The 18,005-nt window shown below is 47.3% G+C and carries 16 protein-coding genes; 3 read left to right on the forward strand and 13 right to left on the reverse strand.

Annotated elements, in window-relative coordinates; genetic code table 11:
• Positions 1–8 precede the first annotated feature (8 nt).
• Both moaA and FXF61_RS06405 read left to right on the forward strand, forming a co-directional pair.
• Complete coding sequence (gene moaA, locus FXF61_RS06400) at positions 9–995, forward strand: GTP 3',8-cyclase MoaA (RefSeq protein WP_151184488.1); 987 nt, start codon at positions 9–11, stop codon at positions 993–995.
• A 39-nt stretch (positions 996–1,034) separates the two neighbouring features.
• Positions 1,035–1,439 carry a ribonucleotide reductase subunit alpha gene (locus FXF61_RS06405; RefSeq protein ID WP_151184489.1) on the forward strand — a complete coding sequence of 135 codons (405 nt, stop codon included), beginning with the start codon at positions 1,035–1,037 and terminating at the stop codon, positions 1,437–1,439.
• Positions 1,440–1,806: 367 nt separating this feature from the next.
• Here FXF61_RS06405 and FXF61_RS06410 read toward each other — a convergent pair whose 3' ends face one another.
• The 10 genes from FXF61_RS06410 to tusA all read right to left on the reverse strand — a co-directional run bounded on the left by FXF61_RS06410 (position 1,807) and on the right by tusA (position 14,140).
• A complete protein-coding gene (locus FXF61_RS06410) occupies positions 1,807–4,161 on the reverse strand; it encodes an RND family transporter (RefSeq protein ID WP_151184490.1) in 2,355 nt (784 codons plus the stop codon).
• A 20-nt stretch (positions 4,162–4,181) separates the two neighbouring features.
• Complete coding sequence (locus tag FXF61_RS06415) at positions 4,182–5,258, reverse strand: YCF48-related protein (RefSeq protein WP_151184491.1); 1,077 nt, start codon at positions 5,256–5,258, stop codon at positions 4,182–4,184.
• A gap of 180 nt (positions 5,259–5,438) precedes the next feature.
• A complete protein-coding gene (locus FXF61_RS06420) occupies positions 5,439–6,803 on the reverse strand; it encodes a DUF1329 domain-containing protein (RefSeq protein ID WP_151184492.1) in 1,365 nt (454 codons plus the stop codon).
• Between the two features lie 440 nt (positions 6,804–7,243).
• Positions 7,244–9,904: an aminopeptidase N gene (gene pepN / locus FXF61_RS06425; RefSeq protein WP_151186023.1), complete on the reverse strand. Its 2,661-nt coding sequence runs from the start codon at positions 9,902–9,904 to the stop codon at positions 7,244–7,246.
• Positions 9,905–9,950: 46 nt separating this feature from the next.
• Positions 9,951–10,796 (reverse strand): DUF2797 domain-containing protein, encoded by an 846-nt coding sequence (locus tag FXF61_RS06430; protein ID WP_151184493.1) that lies wholly within the window; start codon positions 10,794–10,796, stop codon positions 9,951–9,953.
• Positions 10,796–11,074, reverse strand: coding sequence for a YeaC family protein (locus tag FXF61_RS06435; RefSeq protein ID WP_151184494.1), 279 nt, complete (start codon positions 11,072–11,074; stop codon positions 10,796–10,798). Before FXF61_RS06435 ends, FXF61_RS06430 begins: the two co-directional genes overlap by 1 nt.
• 32 nt (positions 11,075–11,106) lie before the next feature.
• Positions 11,107–11,985, reverse strand: coding sequence for a rhomboid family intramembrane serine protease (locus FXF61_RS06440; RefSeq protein ID WP_151184495.1), 879 nt, complete (start codon positions 11,983–11,985; stop codon positions 11,107–11,109).
• Positions 11,986–11,987: 2 nt separating this feature from the next.
• Positions 11,988–12,962, reverse strand: coding sequence for a metallophosphoesterase (locus tag FXF61_RS06445; RefSeq protein ID WP_151184496.1), 975 nt, complete (start codon positions 12,960–12,962; stop codon positions 11,988–11,990).
• Positions 12,962–13,852 carry an NAD(+) kinase gene (locus tag FXF61_RS06450; protein ID WP_151184497.1) on the reverse strand — a complete coding sequence of 297 codons (891 nt, stop codon included), beginning with the start codon at positions 13,850–13,852 and terminating at the stop codon, positions 12,962–12,964. The genes FXF61_RS06445 and FXF61_RS06450 overlap by 1 nt, the downstream gene beginning before the upstream one ends.
• A gap of 51 nt (positions 13,853–13,903) precedes the next feature.
• Positions 13,904–14,140 (reverse strand): sulfurtransferase TusA, encoded by a 237-nt coding sequence (gene tusA / locus FXF61_RS06455; protein WP_151186024.1) that lies wholly within the window; start codon positions 14,138–14,140, stop codon positions 13,904–13,906.
• A gap of 178 nt (positions 14,141–14,318) precedes the next feature.
• Between tusA and FXF61_RS06460 the strand changes: the two genes are divergently transcribed.
• On the forward strand, positions 14,319–15,008 hold the full coding sequence (locus FXF61_RS06460; protein WP_151184498.1) for a crotonase/enoyl-CoA hydratase family protein: 690 nt from the start codon (positions 14,319–14,321) through the stop codon (positions 15,006–15,008).
• Positions 15,009–15,050: 42 nt separating this feature from the next.
• On the opposite strand, the gene FXF61_RS06465 is transcribed toward FXF61_RS06460, so the two are convergent.
• From FXF61_RS06465 to earP, 3 genes are all read right to left on the reverse strand, one after another.
• Positions 15,051–15,902: a spermidine synthase gene (locus FXF61_RS06465; RefSeq protein ID WP_256663519.1), complete on the reverse strand. Its 852-nt coding sequence runs from the start codon at positions 15,900–15,902 to the stop codon at positions 15,051–15,053.
• Positions 15,903–16,005: 103 nt separating this feature from the next.
• Positions 16,006–16,572, reverse strand: coding sequence for an elongation factor P (gene efp, locus FXF61_RS06470; protein WP_151184499.1), 567 nt, complete (start codon positions 16,570–16,572; stop codon positions 16,006–16,008).
• Between the two features lie 43 nt (positions 16,573–16,615).
• Complete coding sequence (earP, locus tag FXF61_RS06475) at positions 16,616–17,752, reverse strand: elongation factor P maturation arginine rhamnosyltransferase EarP (protein WP_151184500.1); 1,137 nt, start codon at positions 17,750–17,752, stop codon at positions 16,616–16,618.
• Between the last annotated feature and the right edge of the window lie 253 nt (positions 17,753–18,005).

Consider the following 18,005-nt stretch of genomic DNA (forward strand, 5'->3'; position numbering starts at 1 on the left):
GTGATGTCATGTCTTCAGCATTGATTGATGGTTTTGGTCGTAAAATAGATTACGTGCGTTTATCGGTGACTGACCGTTGTGATTTCCGCTGTATCTATTGCATGGCTGAGGACATGACGTTTCTACCACGTCAGCGTATTTTGACTCTTGAAGAAATTGAGCGCTGTGCTGAACTGTTCGTCGCCAATGGCGTACGTAAAATACGCCTAACTGGCGGCGAGCCTTTAACTCGCAAGGGCATCGTTGGCCTGTGTGAGAAAATCAGTGCTATTCCAGGCTTAGATGAGTTAGTGATGACCACTAATGGCTCGCAGTTGCGCAAATACGCACAACCCCTTGCCGATGCTGGAGTAAAGCGCCTGAATATCAGTCTAGATTCGTTATGCCCTGATAAATTTAAGGCCATGACGCGTATTGGTGATCTTCATCAGGTTTTGGATGGCATTCAAGCTGCACGCGCTGCCGGATTTAAGAATTTAAAAATCAACAGTGTGATCATCCAAGGCCACAACGATGATGAAATTTTAGCGTTAACTGATTACGCCATCGAAAACCAAGTAGATATTACGTTTATTGAAGAAATGCCCTTGGGGCACGTTGGCCGCTCACGAGAACTGTTTAGCAGCGATCAAGTGCGTGATAGCATTGCTGCGCGCTATGCGCTGCTCAATAGCAGTGATAGTACTGGCGGTCCAGCACGCTATATGCATTTAAAAGATTACAAAAACACACGAATTGGCTTTATCTCACCGCACAGCCACAATTTTTGCAGCACATGCAATCGTGTGCGTATTACCGTTGAAGGCAAGCTTTTACTCTGCTTAGGTAATGAGCATTCACTGGATTTGCTCGCCCTGCTACGCCGCTATCCTTTAACCAATGAGCCAGTACTGGCCAGTATTCAAAAAGCCTTGGGCAATAAGCCTGAAAAACACCATTTCAGCAGTGACGGTGATGTGCAAATTGTGCGTTTTATGAACGCCAGTGGCGGTTAACCGGTTGCCTTCCTGTATTCATAAATTTAGAGAGCATGCATGACTATTTCAAGCTTTGATGACCTGTTACAGGCTGCAAACTCACAGGCAGAACCTCAGTTACTTCTCTTTGTTTTTACCAAAGCAGAATTACCAGAGGACGCCACTGAGCAAGAAAAAGCAAACTTTGAACAGGGCATGGGCGGAACCTTAACGCCCGTGGTCTGTGTTGATAAAAGCCCTGAAGAAATCAGTAGTTTTACAGCGCTATTGGAAGAATCAAAAAAAACGGGGCAAGATTGGGATGTGGTATTTGCTAGCAGTCTGTCAGGTCGTGCCGGTATCGCACCGAACTCTGATCAGGCTGAACAACCCTTACAAATGATGGTGCAAGCGATTCAAGCCGGTAGCATTGGCAGCTTTTTAGCTTTTAGCAACACGGGTGAGATTTTGGACATTAGCTGAGCCATTACTCCTTGTCGATGCGTCCACTGTACCTAGGCAGTGGACTCTGGCCCTTTCAAGCCATCTTAAACACCACACTGCTCTTAACCTCCCCCTGCCCTTTATCCAGCCGCCCTACTTGCAAGCCCTTTTCCAGTTACAGCAAGCCCCTTTCTGCAAGCCTGTATACAGGTAGCCAGCGCGACCAATAGATACTTGAATGCTTCCTCAAGTCAGCAAGTACAAAGCACTGAGGTTCACCCGTCATATTGAACTCGTCAAAAATAAAGCGCAGACAGCAAGCTTAGTGTGAGTGATTGTTTACAAGCATTTTAGCGTTTTGCATCCCACTATGCCGACAGCGAGGAGGTGCCGGCATAGTCATTGCTTAAGCTTGGCGCAGGCGCTCAGGCTTAATTAAGAAGCGGGCTAAGGCCGGCAGTAGCCAGATCGCACCAAACATGTTCCACAGGAACATAAAGGTCAGCATCAAGCCCATATCCGCCTGGAACTTAATCGCTGAGAATATCCAAGTGGCAACACCAATGGCCAAGCACACACCCGTAAAGAGCACCGCCTTACCTGTCGACTTTAGCGTTTGGTAATAAGCCTCTTGCAACGGCATACCCATGCGCAAGAACGCCTCTAAACGACTGTAGATGTAGATGCCGTAGTCAACACCGATACCCACGCCTAAAGCAATCACCGGCAAAGTAGCGACTTTAACTCCAATTCCCATCCACGCCATTAGTGCGTTACCCAATACTGACGTCAGCATAAGAGGAATAACGATACAAGCAGTGGCAGTGATTGAACGGAAGGTGATCAAGCACATCATAATCACTGCACTGTAGACTGCAATGAGCATCATTGTTTCTGATGCGGCGATGACATCATTGGTGGCCGCTTCAATACCCGCATTGCCTGCGGCCAATAAGAACTGATACTCATCGGTGTTGTTCTTAGCGGCAAAGTCTTCAACCGCAGCAACCGCCGTAGTTAGTGTTTCTGCCTTATGATCCTCGAGGAACACCAATAACGGTGCTAACGAGCAATCAGAGTTGTACAAGGCATCAGCACGCGCAATCGAGTTATTCAACACATGCTGGTTACGCGATAAGGTTTCCCACTTCAAGTTACCCTCGTTCATGCCTTTAATCACTTGCTTAGAGACTGTGACCATCGACACCACCGATTGCACACCTGGGGTGTTTTCCATACGCCAGCTCAAATCATCCATGGCTGTAAGCGCACCGTAACTTGAGCAGCCTTCAGTTGGCGTTTTCACCATAACCACTAACACATCGGAGCTGGTCGAGTAATTGTTGATAACAAAGTCATTGTCCAGATTATAACGCGAGTCAGCATGCAGCTCCGGCGCGCCCTGATCCAAGTCACCAATTTTTAGATTCTGACCATACCAAACACCAAACACCAGCGCACAAATGGCGATGGTAACCGAAACTGGCGCAACTTTTGGGCTGGCAAAATTAGAAATAAGGCGCCACAAAGGATTGTCCCGCGCGGCATTATCTCGGCTCACCTGCACAGCTTTTTTACTGATACCAACATAAGAAATCAACACCGGCAAAAAGATTAGGTTGGTCAGAATAATCACAGCCACACCAACCGACGCACCAATCGCCAACTCACGAATTACGCCAATATCAATCAGTAGCAAGGTAATAAAACCCACCGCATCCGACGACAGAGCAACCAAGCCTGGAACAAATAACTGACGAAACGCCATACGTGCAGCTGTAAGCGAATCCAGTGCTGTATTTGAGGCCATGGCGATGCCGTTAATTTTTTGCACACCATGCGAGATACCGATGGCAAAGACTAAGAACGGCACCAGCATTGAGTATGGATCAAGTCCGAAGCCCATCAGGTGCAACAGACCCAACTGCCACCCCACCGCTACCAAGGTTGCAAACAACACCGCTATGGTGCTCTTTATACACTTGGTAAACCAAAATAACAGAGCAAAGGTGATGCCGATTGCTACCATAAAAAACAGGGCAACGTTAAATAATCCATCAATTAAATCACCAACTTTTTTTGCAAAACCAACGATATGAATTTTTACATTGGGGTTTTGCAGCTGGTATTTATCACGGATATTTTCTTCTAACCGGTGTGAAAACGCCTGGTAGTCTAGTTTCAGCAGCTTGCTCTGGTCGTCCGGATCTGGGAAGGTTTCAAGCAATGGAATTTCAACTATGCTTGATTTGAAGTTGTTGCCCACTAGGCGGCCAACCTGTCCTGACTTAAGAATGTTATTGCGTAGCTCTTCAAGGCTCTCGTCCGAGCCATCATAGGTTTGCGGAATCACCTCACCGCCGGCAAAGCCTTGTTCGGTGACTTCAGTCCAACGCACGTTTGGGCTCCATAAAGAGCGCAAACCTGAGCGATCAACACCGGCAATATAAAACGCCTCATCACTGATTTGACGCAGAGTCTCCATATACTCTTTGTTGAAAATATCGCCATCAACACTCTCGACAGAGATTCGCACGCTATTACCAAGGTTGGCTAGATCGTTACGATGCTCAAGCATTTTCTCAATATAGGGGTGCTTAAGCGGAATCATTTTCTCAAAGCTGGTTTCGGGACGCACTTGTGCCGCATTCCAAAATAAGAAAGCACTGATCAATACACAAATTACAATAACCGCTGGGCGGTTATTAAAAATCAAACGCTCAAGCACTGCGGCTGGATTGTTTCTAGCTTTAGATGTCATTCTGACAGTCTCCAGTCTTATTATTTAGCGTGCAAATCGTTGCCGTTTGCATCGGTTAGATGAATGCCGTTTTGACCCACTAGAATCAATCCACCCTGGGCACCTGCTATCACACCCGTTAATGAAGCGCGGTCAGCGCGATTGGAAACACTAAAACTTAATCCTGCATCTGTACTGCGCAATACAGTTCCGCTGTGTCCAACAATCAGGACATCACCATTGTCGAGTAAGCTGCCATTGGCCAAGCCATACTCCAATTGACCACTATCAGTTTGCACCTTAACTTCGTCCCAACTTTCAGCAAAATCTGTTGAGCGGAAAATGTGTCCACGCAAACCAAAGACGAGAAGATGCCGAGGCTGCTGTCCTGCAACAATACCGAACAATGAGCCTTGGTATGGGCCCTCAATCGTTTCCCATGACTGCCCCCAGTCAACTGAGCGAAACATTAGACCCATTTCACCTACAATAAAAATACCAGCATCGCCGACTGCGCTGATGGCGTTTAAGTGAAAACCGTCTTCGTTATCAATACGCTCATCAATGCGCTGCCAGTCATTGCCGCCATCAAAGGTTTCTAGCAACATGCCATATGCGCCAACTGCATAGCCGTGATTACGGTCTTTGAACCAAATATCAAGTAAAGGCGCTTCATGCTCAAGGTCATCGTATTGGCGCGCCCAAGTCGCACCACCGTCACGCGTTGCTAAAATAAGCGCATCATGACCCACTGCCCAGCCATAGCGGTCATCTACAAAATACACTGCTGTCAGTAACTGTTGAGTCGGCACGCGGGCTTGCAGCCACTGCTGCCCCTCATCATCTGAATATAAAATATGACCGCGATCACCAACGGTAATTAAACGCTCTCCTGCACGCACCACATCCAACAGCAGTCTTGATGATGCTGCGGTTGATTCAATCGAATACGCTGGTGCAGCGACACCTTCTGTTTGCGCTGCAAGCGGTAATGCATACATGCTTGAAAACAATAAAGCTGCACACACTGGAAGTGCTTTCAACACACGGGCACAACTGCGTAATGGACTGCAGAGGTATCGGTGCGTGCCAGCTCTTTTAGATAAGGATTCATGCATATAGAGTTCCTGTTATTTTTATCGTTACGTGCCTGTCCAGGCCATAGTTATACGCTTTAATCCTATGAAATAGGACCTGTACTCGCAATCATTATTCATTGTTGTTTTGTTAAGTATTGTAAAGCTCGCCATATAACACAACAAAGCCGTACAGGAGGCACGGCTTTTTGACTTGAAGCGCTAGCGAACACCGCGCCTGCGCAGCGCTGCAGGCTTAAAGTAACTGTCATCAGGCACTGCTAGGCTGAAGTCGATTGTCGCATCTTCTTCATTATCAAGATTTTGCACATGGTAACGGCGTCCTTGTAAATCATGAAAAACGTCCAGTGCTGTCCATGTGGTCGGCACCTCATAATAGTTTTTTAAGTAGGCCATCGAGACTTTCCACAACTCGCCACGACTATCGTATTCATCGGCTATCACAATGTTCCAGCTGTCTTCATCAAGATAGAATCGACGCTTTGCGTAAACATGGCGCGAGCCGTCACGCAGCGTGCCTTCAATCACCCAAACACGATGCAGCTCATTGCGAGTGAACTCAGGATTAATATGCCCCGCTTGCAGTAATTCTTGGTAGCTCACACTGGGGTGTGTAATTTTGTAATTGTTGTACGGAATATAGATTTCTTTCTTGCCGATTACTGTCCAGTCATAACGGTCTGGGCTGCCGTTATACATATCTGTACTGTCTGCAGTGCGAATGCCTTCAGATGCGGCAATCGGTGCATCATAAGACAGGTTAGGCGCTCGACGTACACGGCGTTGGCCCGCGTTATAGGCCCATGCTTGCCGCATGTTTTTTGTTTGATCCAAAGTCTCATGCACCAGCACTGCACCACCAGCTAAGCGTGCTGGGCTTTTAACAAATGACAGGTAATAAAATAACAAATTATTGTCTTGATTGGTCTGCCCTTGATTCTGGTAAAACTTAAATACAATTTGTTGCTGGGCAGCAACCAATGAATATGAGCCATTGCGTTGTACGACTGCCTCTGAAGCATTGCGTATGCCATACACTCCACGGTAGCGCGCAATATGATTCCACAACATTTCCACAGCACTGTCTGTCACGGGAAAAGGAATAGCACCTTTAGCATTGGAGAAGCTGCTGCCATTATTGTCCAGTCGTGCATTAAGCGCATTATATTGGGCATTGTCATAGACCCACTGCGGAGCAGAGGCTGTACGGCGGCTCGGGTAAACAGGGATTTGATAGGTGTCAGGGTAGCTATTAAATAAAGCAATCTGACCTGCGGACAAATTATCTTTGTATTGGTTTAGATTGGCTTTAGTAATGGTGAATAATCGCTTGTCGTTAGCGAACGGATCAACATGATGCTGCCCGACTTCATAGCCGGCCGGTGCCGTTGTCAGGCCACCTTGCCAGGCAGGGATAGTTCCAGCGGCATTGCCGGCAAGCTCACCACCCAAGGGCATCAGTGTACGCCCCAATTGTGCAGCTTCGGCCTCTGTCACCGCCGCAACGCTATGATTTGCGTAGAGTGTTAAAAAAAAGACAACCAATAAACTGTGCTTTTTAAGCATTTTATTATTCCCCGCGATAAAACAAAGGTAACACCAGCTGTGTGGTGTTTTGAGCATAGGCTGCATACAGACGCGCATACAAAGTGAAGTCCAGTGGCAGTCCCCCCACGTCCACTTGGCCACAAAGAGAATACACAGCAACCATGATGCCAACATATCTAAAACAGGCGTTTTAAAATATATTTGTGCAATGATTCATTGGTCTTATTCAGACTCTTTAGTCATCTGTAAATTTTGGCTTTTTAAAGCATGGAAAAGAGTGTTTTTTGTTGGAACTCGACAGTCACTTTAGAACTGCAAAGCAGATGCAGCGACGCGGAAGGAGAAAAGTCAAACTTAATATGGACGCGGCACTGCATTGCACAGTGCCGCGTAGCGAAAAGTAACAATCAATGCGTTTGCAGCATGCGGTAACATACAGCTAAAGCATCACATTATAACTAAGCCGATAAGCTTTTCTCCAACACTTCAAACAGATCAACTGACAAGTCACCACTGTTTTTAATGCGCTTAAGCTGCGCCAGCATTAACTCTTGCTGGTGCAAATCATAACGCTGCCAACGGGTCAGTGGCGTGATGATGCGTGCTGCTATTTGCGGGTTTAATGCATCCAGCTCAATCACTTTATCCGCTAAGAACGCATAGCCTGAGCCATCATGGGCATGGAAATTTGGTGTGTTTTGCGTGCTAAACGCGCCGATAACTGCGCGCACTTTATTGGGGTTTTTAATGCTGAAAGCTGGATGCGCAAGCAAGTGCTGCACACGCTGCAAGCCACCCGGTAATGTCGCTGCTGCTTGCACGCTAAACCACTGATCCATCACTAACGGATCATCTTCGAAGCGCTCAGAAAAGCTTTCTAGAGCATGCTCTGCTTCCTCGGTAAATGGCGAATTTACTAAGCAGGCCAACGCAGCCAAACGCTCAGTCATATTGTCAGCCACACCAAACTGATCTACACATTCATCTAAGATGTCTAGATCATCAGTGCGTATCAGGTATGCCAGCAATATATTTTGCAAACGGCGGCGAGCAATGTCGCTGGCTTGCGCGACATAAGGGGTATCTAAAGACTCTTTGCGCAATACTTGATAACGCGCCAGCATGGGTTCTTTTAAAGCATAAGCAAGCTGGTCGCTGACATATTCACGGGCTTGGTGAATGGCTAATGGGTCAGCCTGCTCATATTGCTCAATAATATAGCCCACACTTGGCAGGGTTATAATCTCAGCCAGCATCGCTGGGTCTAAATCGTCTTGCTCCAGCAGCGCAGTAAAAACAGCCACTAGACGGCTATCCATCATCGGCTCATCAGTTTCGTAAATCTGCCCTACTACCTCTTCAATCACTTGCAGTGATAATTGCTGGCCTGCTTCCCAACGATTAAAGCCATCGGTGTCGTGCTGCAATAAAAACACCAACTGGTCGCGGCTGTAGTCGTAGTCCAACACCACGGGCGCAGAAAACCCGCGCAGCAAAGATGGCAGAGGCTGCTCTGCAACATTGATAAAGGTAAAGGTTTGCTCTGCTGCAGTGACCGATAACACACGCTCATCAGCGATCGCAACACTTTCGTCCTCAAACTGTAATGGCATTGCCTCACCCTGCTGATTAAGCAGCGCCATACTCAAAGGAATCACAAACGGGAGCTTGTTAGTTTGTCCCGGAGTATCAGGGCAGCTTTGTTTAACCGTCAGCTGGTAGGTCTGAGTGGCCGCATCATAACTGTCGCTGACCGCCAATTGCGGTGTACCCGCCTGGCTGTACCAGCGCTTAAATTGAGTTAGGTCCATACCGCTGGCGCTTTCCATTGCCGCAATAAAGTCATCACAGGTGACGGCTTGACCATCATGGCGCTCAAAATACAAATCCGAACCTTTACGAAAGGTCTCTTCGCCGAGCAAGGTGTGCAGCATACGCACCACTTCTGCGCCTTTCTCATAAATAGTCAGCGTATAGAAATTAGAAATCTCCATATACTGCTCTGGACGCACCGGATGCGCCATGGGGCCGGCATCTTCAGCAAACTGATGGGTGCGCAAATACGCCACATCTTCAATGCGCTTAACCACAGCCGAGTTCATATCCGCAGAAAACTGGCTATCACGAAAGACAGTAAAACCCTCTTTAAGTGATAACTGAAACCAATCACGGCAAGTAACGCGGTTACCTGACCAGTTATGGAAGTATTCATGCGCAACAATGCTTTCAATACGCTGATGTGCAGCATCGGTGGCGCTTTCGGCTTTGGCTAGAACACAGCTGGAGTTAAAAATATTCAAACCTTTATTTTCCATTGCGCCCATATTGAAATCATTGACCGCCACGATCATAAAGATATCTAAGTCGTATTCACGGCCATATTTTTCTTCATCCCAGCGCATGGCTTTTTTCAGGCTGTCCATACCATGCTGGCACTTATCCAAATTTTCAGGCTCAACATACATGCGCAGCACAACTTCACGGCCACTCTTAGTGGTAAAGGTGTCTTCAACACACCACAGGTCACCCGCCACTATGGCGAACAAGTAGGCAGGTTTTTTAAAGGGATCTTCCCACGTCACCCAATGACGTCCATCGTCATCTTCACCTTCAGCAATAGGGTTACCATTGGATAGCAAAATTGGATAACTGTGCTTTTGTGCATGGATAGTCGTGGTGAAACGGCTCATCACATCAGGACGGTCGAGGTAGTAGGTAATTTTGCGGAAACCTTCGGCTTCGCACTGGGTGCAAAACATACCTGAAGACTTATACAGACCTTCTAACGCAGTGTTTTTTTGTGGTTCAATGCGCACCGTTGTGCTCAACTCAAACGCCCTTTGCTTAGGCTGAACCTGCAAACTGTTCTCCGTGAGCTTGTAGTCGATCACTGACAGTTGCTGACCATCCAATTCAATATCAATCAGCTCAAGTTGCTGACCATCGAGCACTAATGGCGGCAAGCTGTTATCCAGCCCAGGATTGCGCTGCATCAGCAAACGCGAATGCACCAGTGCATAGCTTTCATGCAATTCAAAGGTCAAATGGGTTTCATCAATCAGGTAATCTGGTAGGCGGTAATCGCTTAGTGCGATCATTTTCGGTTGTTCTGTACGCATCATAAAAAACCTCGATTAAAAAACTCACTGACCTTGTGAATAAAACTTATATCTGCACGCTACTGCTGACACTCACCGACAATTGATAAGCGGTGTACTTACGAATATTTATCACCCCAGTATCAAACAATAAATACTGGCCTTTGATACCGATTAGAGTTCCTTCAGCAATGGGATTTTTATCTAAATTAAAACTGCTGATTTTCTTAGGATAGGCTTCAACAGGATAAGAAATATCCAAGACATCAACGTCGGTAATAGGCTGAATCGCTTGCAAGCCAAAGCGCTGTTGCAGTGCATCTAATGACTCAGCACAGCTCTCCAGCAACTGTTCACGGATCTGCAGCAAATCAACCGGCTCCACATCACCTTTGAGTAACGCACGCCAGTTAGTACGATCCCCCACTTGACTGCGCAGTGCATCTTCGACAAAACCTGATTGCTGACGGGTAGCTACGCGATAAATTGGCACAGCCTGAATCGCACCTTGATCCAACCAGCGTGTTGGCAGCTGCGTGCCGCGAGTAATCCCAACTTTAACCCCTGTAGAGTTGGCTAAATAAACAAAGTGGTCAGTCATACAAAAATCTTGCGCCCACTCAGGTTCACGGCAGGTGCCGGCATCAAAGTGGCACTTTTCTGGGCTCATGATGCAGCTGTCACAACGTGCGAGCGTGCTGAAGCACGGCCAGCAATAGCCTTGTGCAAAACTTTTCTTAATTGAGCGATCGCAGTGGGTGCAATTGATCTGGCCCAAAAACTCCAAACGTAAGGTTTGCCCGATCAGCTGATTGAGCGCGTGCTGCTCATCATCTAAACGAAAACTGTATTGTGCAGGAGTATCTAAAGCGATCTGCATTTTGCTAACGGCGCCACGGCCTAATTCCAACATCAGTGCAGGGTCCCCGCTGCTGGTGCAAACAGTGCAGACTCGGTTTCAGACAATGCCTTCTTGGCTTGTTTGCCGCACTCTTGCCCGCCCATGTAGCCGGTACGCTCTTCTTCTGGCAGATTATTTTGCTCCCAAACAATCATCGCCTGCATGGTCAGCTCTTTTTGTTCTTGGGTCAGCTTGGTACCATCGCCCCACTTGCCTATTTCCATGGCCAGTTTTAGGGTTTTGTATGTCTCAGGGGTGATTTTTTGAATCAAATCAGAAAAACTTTTCATAAGGCATTCCTACACAAAATAAACAAAAGGCATTAAGCGGCACGTTGACGTGCGCTGAGCGCAAACACAGCACCACTCAAACAACCCAGCAACAAACCGCTGACATGTGCAGCGTTGGCGATTTGCCCAAAACCCAATGCGGTCACTACGCCAAACAAGCATAGCAGCAGCCAAATCAGCATCATAGCCACAACGCCACTGGGTAGCGCATAACTGGCTCGCGGATAAATGCGCTGATAAATCCAGCAGTGCCCGAGCACGGCATAAAGCACACCAGATAAACCGCCAAACAAAGCAGCATCAGAAAATATAAATTGACTGACGTTGGAGACTAAAGCCGAAGTTAGGGTCAGCAGCAACAGAAACAACCAGCCCTGCTGATACTCTATGCGCCGTCCCAGCTCCCAATACCACAGCATATTCATCGCCAGATGCAAAAACCCAAAATGCAGCAGCATTGGTGACCATAAACGCCACCACTGTCCCTGTTCGAGTCCGTGCTCTAACGTAGCAAAGTAAACATAGTCACCTTGGATGCGAAAGTCATTAAAGGTGAACCAACGCACCGTATCTAAACTGTCACCCAGTTGCGTGATTGCAGCAACGATTAAACAGGCCAACAACACCGCCGTGGTGATTGGGCTATTACGCAACTGCTGGGTAAAACCAGGTATTTTATAAGCGCTAACCGGCGCGCGGCTATGCTGCACAACCTCAGGCGACAACTGGCCTGCCTCAAATTGCTGGAAAAGTTCACGTACCTGTTCTGCATGCGCATCACTGCCAACCCATAGCACTTGCTCACCTTGATCTTCGGTAACGCGATGGCCGATGCCCAGTTGTAGCAACAACTGCAAAAATGCCTCAAGGTTTGTGTTCAGTGGTACGCGTAAAGCACTGCTCCACTTCATGATCAATGTCCTTGCTCATGGGCGTCAACCCACACAAAATTTTGCGGCAGCAACTGTTGTTCCTGCCCTAAACGATAGGCAACCAATTTGCCACCATTGACAGCACTATAATCTAAACAAGCTAAGTTGGGACGAATCAGACTAGGCTGACCTTGACGCCAATAATGACCAACAAACAATAAAGGTTGCTCTGCATCATATGCATTGATCTGGCGTAAATACTGCGCGGGCAAGGGTTTTTGAGCGATATGTTCTGGTAATGCATCGGGCTGAAATACCGCATCGCCATAGGTCAATGCAGGTTGCTCATCATGCCAAAACTTGGTGCGAAATGACGAGCGTCGATAGCCGTCTTGACCTATAAGCGACATGCCATATGGCAATGGTAGGTTAACCCCGCGCAATAACCGATTAAAGGCTTGATCGGCAAAACTACCACTGGTTGCTGACTGGCGAATAAATTCAGTATCAATTCGACCATCGGCAAAGCGGTTACGCAGCGTATGTATTAAGCGATCATCCCAGCAGGCATGCACAGCGCGAAAGCGATCAGCATCAATAAACAAAGGCAAGGTTAAGAACCACTGATTAAAATCCTGCCAGTCATACGGATGCTCTGCAAACTGCTCCAAAGTTTCACGTTGCAAGCGAGCATGATGCGCGCTGTGTTCACGTACATATGCTTCTTCCCCACCATGTTCAAGAGTAGTATTCCAAGCCAGCGCATAATACTCATGATTACCCATGATGCTAATTGCATGCCCCGCTTCAACCATTGCATGGACGATATGCAAGGTTTCGCGTATCTGTGGGCCTCGATCAATTAAGTCACCTAAAAACAGCGCTTGGCGATCGCTATGCTGCCACACTCCAGCGTGCTTTTTATAACCTAAAAGCGCCAATAAACGCTCAAGACTCTGCGCACAGCCATGCACATCGCCGATCAGGTCATAATTGCGCGCAGGATCAATCCACATTACTTATTATCCTGGCCCAAGCGGCTGCCCCAGCCGAGTTTGTCACGGCAAACAGCATAAAAATTATGATCCAGCGGGTGAATCAAGTGCAGCTTTTGTGGCTTACGTTGAACATGCAAGGTATCACCTGGAGCACAGGTGACATGGTTTTGTCCGTCGCATGAAACCAGCGGGTAGATACTCATATCTTCAGCTACAACAACTTTTAACTCACTGTCAGCATCGACCACGATTGGGCGACTGGATAAGGTGTGTGGGTGCATCGGTACAATCACAATAGCATCCAAACGCGGGTGCATGATTGGACCACCGGCCGATAACGCATAGGCTGTTGAGCCTGTTGGTGTCGCAATAATGAGACCGTCGGCCTTTAGACTGTAGACAAACTGGCCATCAATAAACAACTCGAACTCAATCATTCGTGTTGATTTACCCGGATGAAAAACCACATCGTTAAGCGCATCACCTTCGCCGATCGTTACACCATCACGACGCACCTCAGCTTCTAATAAAAAGCGCTGCTCAGTGGTGTAATTTCCTGCTAAGACTTCAGAAATTTGCGACTCTAGATGCTCAGGCAAAATATCTGTTAAAAAACCTAAGCTGCCGCGGTTGATCCCCAGCACAGGAACTTTATGCTGAGCTAAAGCACGTGCAGCGCCAAGCATTGAGCCATCACCGCCGACAACAATAACTAAATCACAGACCTCACCTAGCAATTTGCGTGAACTGGTTTGCAAGTTATGGCCTGGTAGCATTTCGGCAATTCTATCTTCCAAGATGACATGCAAATGTCGCCCAATCAGATAGCGCTTAAGTCGGCGAATCGTATCCAAAACACGAATGCTGCCCATGCGTCCAATAATGCCAATATTGCGAAACTGCTCCATATATCCCCGCTTAAGCTGCTTTTATAAAGTATTAAGGTCGTTCTGCATCAATTATAACTTTTTGCGAATAAAATACGTGTAGGTACCATCTTCTTCACTGCTATCAAGCAGTTGATGCTCTAAAAAAGTGCAAAACTTAGGTATATCACGCTGGGTCGATGGATCAGTTGCGCTGACTTTTAGCACCTCACCGGCTGCCAGCTCGCGCACTTTAGTGTGCAGCATCATGACCGGTTCAGGACAAAAAAGACCGCGGGCATCCAGTTCGGCATCAGCCTCTATAAGCATTTGTGTCACGTTAATCTTACCTTTGATTTAAATTTCACTGCAGTTGTAACAACGCCCATCTGTTCAGGGTGCTGAATGTGTTAGAGAAATCTCGACTTTACAGTCAGTCTTTATGCTTTACCTCTTATACAGAGCTGGGTACTGTGCGACTCACAAACAACAAAATGGATTCTATGCCATGAGCGAACTGATTCACTACAGCTGCAACCAAGGTATTGCTACCTTAACCTTAAACAACGGTAAAGTTAATGCCATTTCACCCGATATGATTACAGCCTTTAACAGCTGCCTAGATCAGGCCGAGCAGGATCGCGCAATTGTTATTATCACGGGCCAACCGGGAATTTTATCTGGCGGCTATGATTTAAAAGTGATGACTGCAAGCCCTGAAAGCGCGATCAACTTAGTCGCTTCAGGATCAACATTAGCGCGACGTATGTTAGCACACCCCTACCCGATCATTGTCGCCTGCCCAGGCCATGCGATTGCTAAGGGTGCGTTTTTATTATTATCGGCAGATTATCGAATTGGTGTTGACGGTGCATTTAACATCGGTCTAAACGAAGTGCTGATCGGCATGACCATGCACCATGCGGGTATTGAGCTGGCAAAAGACCGCCTCAGTAAAGCTGCGTTCCAGCGCTCAGTGATCAATGGTGAGCTATTTAGTCCCGTCGCTGCTATTGATGCTGGCTTCTTAGATCGCGTGGTGCCAGCCGAAGAGCTTATGCAGAGCGCGCTCGGCGTAGCGACATTGATGAAAAAAATCAATATGAAAGCGCACCGCAATACCAAGCTTAAAGTACGCAAAAGCTTACTCGAAGCCCTTGATGCAGCGATCGAATTGGATAAAGCTCACTTAGCTTAAACCCGCATAGCGTCTGTATAAATTTAAATCCAATGCAGACGCTTACTCGCTGGCAGGGCGAATCATCTCAATTAAATAACTGATGTCATAACCCAGATGCTCAGCCACGCGCGCGGCCTGTTGACGTAGCAACGGTATGGGTGGTGACTGCTCAAAACTTGAGGGCACCAATAAGATCACATTGCCTTCCTTGACCGGTATTTCCCAATAGTGCCGATAAAATATCCCACGCAACAATGCCGCGCCTAGCGGCCGTCCATCCAGCGTGGCCCACTGATTGATTATCAGCCAGCCACCAAGATTGAGTTTGTCTTGACAGGCTTGCAAGAAATTCCAAGCCAAGTGCCCCACTGAAGGGCCGCTATCGGTATACATATCAAGAAAAATCAAATCAGCCGTTTCTGCACTCTCAATCAACTCTAGGGCATCGCCAATACGAATGGTCAAGCGCGGATCATCACTCATGCCAAAATAATCCACAGCAAGACGTGGCAGCGCCTCGCGCAACTCAAGCACTTCAACGTCCTCAAGCGGTAAGACAGCCAAACAGACTTCAGTCAAACTGCCCGCACCTAAGCCTAAGAACAGCGCCGTCTCTGGATGCGCATGGCATAAGCTGCCTAGTAGCATGGCCCGCGTATAGTCATACTTGAGCCATAATGGATTCTCATAAAGCACACAACTTTGCTCTATATCATTACCAAACTGTAAATAACGAAAGCCATTGCTCTCAACCACACTGATAACGCCGTACTTATCCTTCTCTTGTGTCAGGATACGTTTTTCAGCCTGCTCAACTAACACAGCATATTCCTCTCGTGCTTGTCGGTAACGCTGCAAGTGATAGATCGCCAGCAGTACAAGCAAGCCCATACTCACCCAAAGAACTATCATAATGCTGGTAGCCTCTTAACATGATTAACACCCACACGGCGTCCTGCTAAAAGCAAAAAGCCCAGCATCGCTGGGCTTTTACACGCAAGGCTGAATTAACTCATTAAGCTTTAATGCGTGACTTGTATTCGCCAGTGCGGGTATCAATTTCGATTGAATCGCCAATTTCGCAAAACGAGGATACCTGCAATTCATGGCCTGTGCTCAAACGCGCGGTTTTCATCACCTTACCCGAGGTGTCGCCACGTACAGCAGGTTCAGTGTAAATAATTTCACGAACGATGGTGTTTGGCAGCTCAATTGAGATGACTTTATCATCGTAAAACACCGCAGCACACTCATCGCTCATACCGTCTTCGATATAGGGTAAAACCGCTTCGAGATCAGATTTTTCGACTTCGTACTGATTGTATTCAGAATCCATAAACACGTACAACGGGTCAGCAAAATACGAATAGGTAACATCTTTACGATCAAGAATAATCGCTTCAAATTTGTCGTCTGCACGGTAAACACTTTCAGCAGCAGTACCGTTTAATAGGTTTTTCAGCTTCATTTTTACCACCGCAGCATTGCGGCCTGATTTATTGAACTCGGTTTTCTGAATCACCCAAGGTGAACCATCAATATTAGCAACTTGGCCGGCGCGAAATTCTTGTGCAGTTTTCATACTGAAAATCCATAAACAATGAGGATAAAAAAATAGGTACGCATCATAGCCAATCTTGATAGAAACACGCCAGCTTTGTTGCAAGATCAGGCTGTTTTTTTTGCTGTGCTGACCAATGTTTGGCATGCTTTTGCAGTGCGTGTTCCTGCGCGACAAACTGCTGCCATGGCGCATGCATATCGTCTTGCTGGTTCCAAGCGCGGTGCAAACTATTTAGAGCATGCTTAGCTTGTTCTCCTAAGTCATTGTTGTAGATCGATAAGAACGCTTCAAGCTTATCCAGATGCGCACTCTCTTGCTGCGGATAAATATGCCAAAGCAGCGTTTTAGCAGCCCACTGCGCACGCACAAATGAGTCTTCACCACGCACACAATTGAGATCACAACACCACAGCAACTGATCAAAGTTTTTTTGCTCAATATAGGGCAAGGCTTGCACAGTTAAGCTGCCGCGTTGGTATATTTCTCCGATCTTGAGTTCTTTTATTGCAAACCAGCTGGCCACACTGCTCTGCAGCGGACCCTGCAAGACCAGTAAGCGGTTGCTGCGGCTGTCCTGACTTAAAGCATCAAGCCAGCTAGGCAGCGCTGGGTTGGCATACGCAAACAGGCTGATTAAGCGCTCGCCCTGTTGCGCTTGTACTGCCAAAGAAGCCAAGTAATCGGCACGTAATGTATTTGAGTTTAAAAAAGCATCTCGCCTGCTCAGCAAGTCGGCCTCACGTAACAAGCCACCGGTTTGCCCAGTAAAACCCGGGAAAAAGAAATACTTCTGCAAACCACCGCTCTGTAATGATGGCAAGGCATGACACTCAGCAGCCCACGGCTCTGCAGTAAGGTATTCAAGGTTAAGCCAGAGTACCTGCTGCTTGCTGCGCATCAGGGCGATATAGCTTTCAGGCAATTGACAAGCAAAGGCTTCGATCACCACATCAGCACAGTCGTATTGTGTTATTGAGCTTTCGTCTGGCCATAAACAGACGTCTACGCCATCAACCACTTGCTGTTCAGCAGTGCTCACCACAGCTGAGCAAATCGCATGAAACGCTGATAAATCATCCACCCACAGGCGCACGTCAAACGGATGCTCTTGGCTTAATTGCTGAGCCAAGCGCCAGGTCACACCAATATCACCAAAGTTATCGATGACTCGGCAAAAGATATCCCATCTTGCACGCATACCATGGCCTTATTTAAGTGTGTTTGCAGATCAAATTGAGACAGCTTAACGTGACATTCCATCAGGCGGTGCTGCCCCGCTAGGTCGACACTTTAGGGTCGACGCTGGGCACGTATATGATTGATTTGTCGCCCATAACTAGACAACCTACACGCTTTCAGTGTGCGCTTGGCCTACTGAATGCCCTAATAGAAACAACAGACATAAAAAAACCCCTGAAATCTATTAAAAATCAAGGGTTTAGTAGGCTGTA

The sequence above is a fragment of the Pseudomonas sp. C27(2019) genome, assembly GCF_008807395.1.
Lineage (GTDB): Bacteria > Pseudomonadota > Gammaproteobacteria > Pseudomonadales > Pseudomonadaceae > Denitrificimonas.

Excerpts from the sequence above, each read along its gene's own strand:
- pepN (WP_151186023.1), bottom strand. The coding sequence starts at position 9,904 with ATGCGTACAGAACAACCGAAAATGATCGCACTAAGCGATTACCGCCTA.
- FXF61_RS06410 (WP_151184490.1), bottom strand. The coding sequence starts at position 4,161 with ATGACATCTAAAGCTAGAAACAATCCAGCCGCAGTGCTTGAGCGTTTG.
- FXF61_RS06415 (WP_151184491.1), bottom strand. The coding sequence starts at position 5,258 with ATGCATGAATCCTTATCTAAAAGAGCTGGCACGCACCGATACCTCTGC.
- FXF61_RS06445 (WP_151184496.1), bottom strand. The coding sequence starts at position 12,962 with ATGTGGATTGATCCTGCGCGCAATTATGACCTGATCGGCGATGTGCAT.
- FXF61_RS06450 (WP_151184497.1), bottom strand. The coding sequence starts at position 13,852 with ATGGAGCAGTTTCGCAATATTGGCATTATTGGACGCATGGGCAGCATT.
- FXF61_RS06430 (WP_151184493.1), bottom strand. The coding sequence starts at position 10,796 with ATGTTGGAATTAGGCCGTGGCGCCGTTAGCAAAATGCAGATCGCTTTA.
- tusA (WP_151186024.1), bottom strand. The coding sequence starts at position 14,140 with ATGCTTATAGAGGCTGATGCCGAACTGGATGCCCGCGGTCTTTTTTGT.
- FXF61_RS06420 (WP_151184492.1), bottom strand. The coding sequence starts at position 6,803 with ATGCTTAAAAAGCACAGTTTATTGGTTGTCTTTTTTTTAACACTCTAC.
- FXF61_RS06405 (WP_151184489.1), top strand. The coding sequence starts at position 1,035 with ATGACTATTTCAAGCTTTGATGACCTGTTACAGGCTGCAAACTCACAG.
- FXF61_RS06435 (WP_151184494.1), bottom strand. The coding sequence starts at position 11,074 with ATGAAAAGTTTTTCTGATTTGATTCAAAAAATCACCCCTGAGACATAC.
- efp (WP_151184499.1), bottom strand. The coding sequence starts at position 16,572 with ATGAAAACTGCACAAGAATTTCGCGCCGGCCAAGTTGCTAATATTGAT.
- FXF61_RS06440 (WP_151184495.1), bottom strand. The coding sequence starts at position 11,985 with ATGAAGTGGAGCAGTGCTTTACGCGTACCACTGAACACAAACCTTGAG.
- earP (WP_151184500.1), bottom strand. The coding sequence starts at position 17,752 with ATGCGTGCAAGATGGGATATCTTTTGCCGAGTCATCGATAACTTTGGT.
- FXF61_RS06465 (WP_256663519.1), bottom strand. The coding sequence starts at position 15,902 with ATGATAGTTCTTTGGGTGAGTATGGGCTTGCTTGTACTGCTGGCGATC.
- FXF61_RS06460 (WP_151184498.1), top strand. The coding sequence starts at position 14,319 with ATGAGCGAACTGATTCACTACAGCTGCAACCAAGGTATTGCTACCTTA.
- moaA (WP_151184488.1), top strand. The coding sequence starts at position 9 with ATGTCTTCAGCATTGATTGATGGTTTTGGTCGTAAAATAGATTACGTG.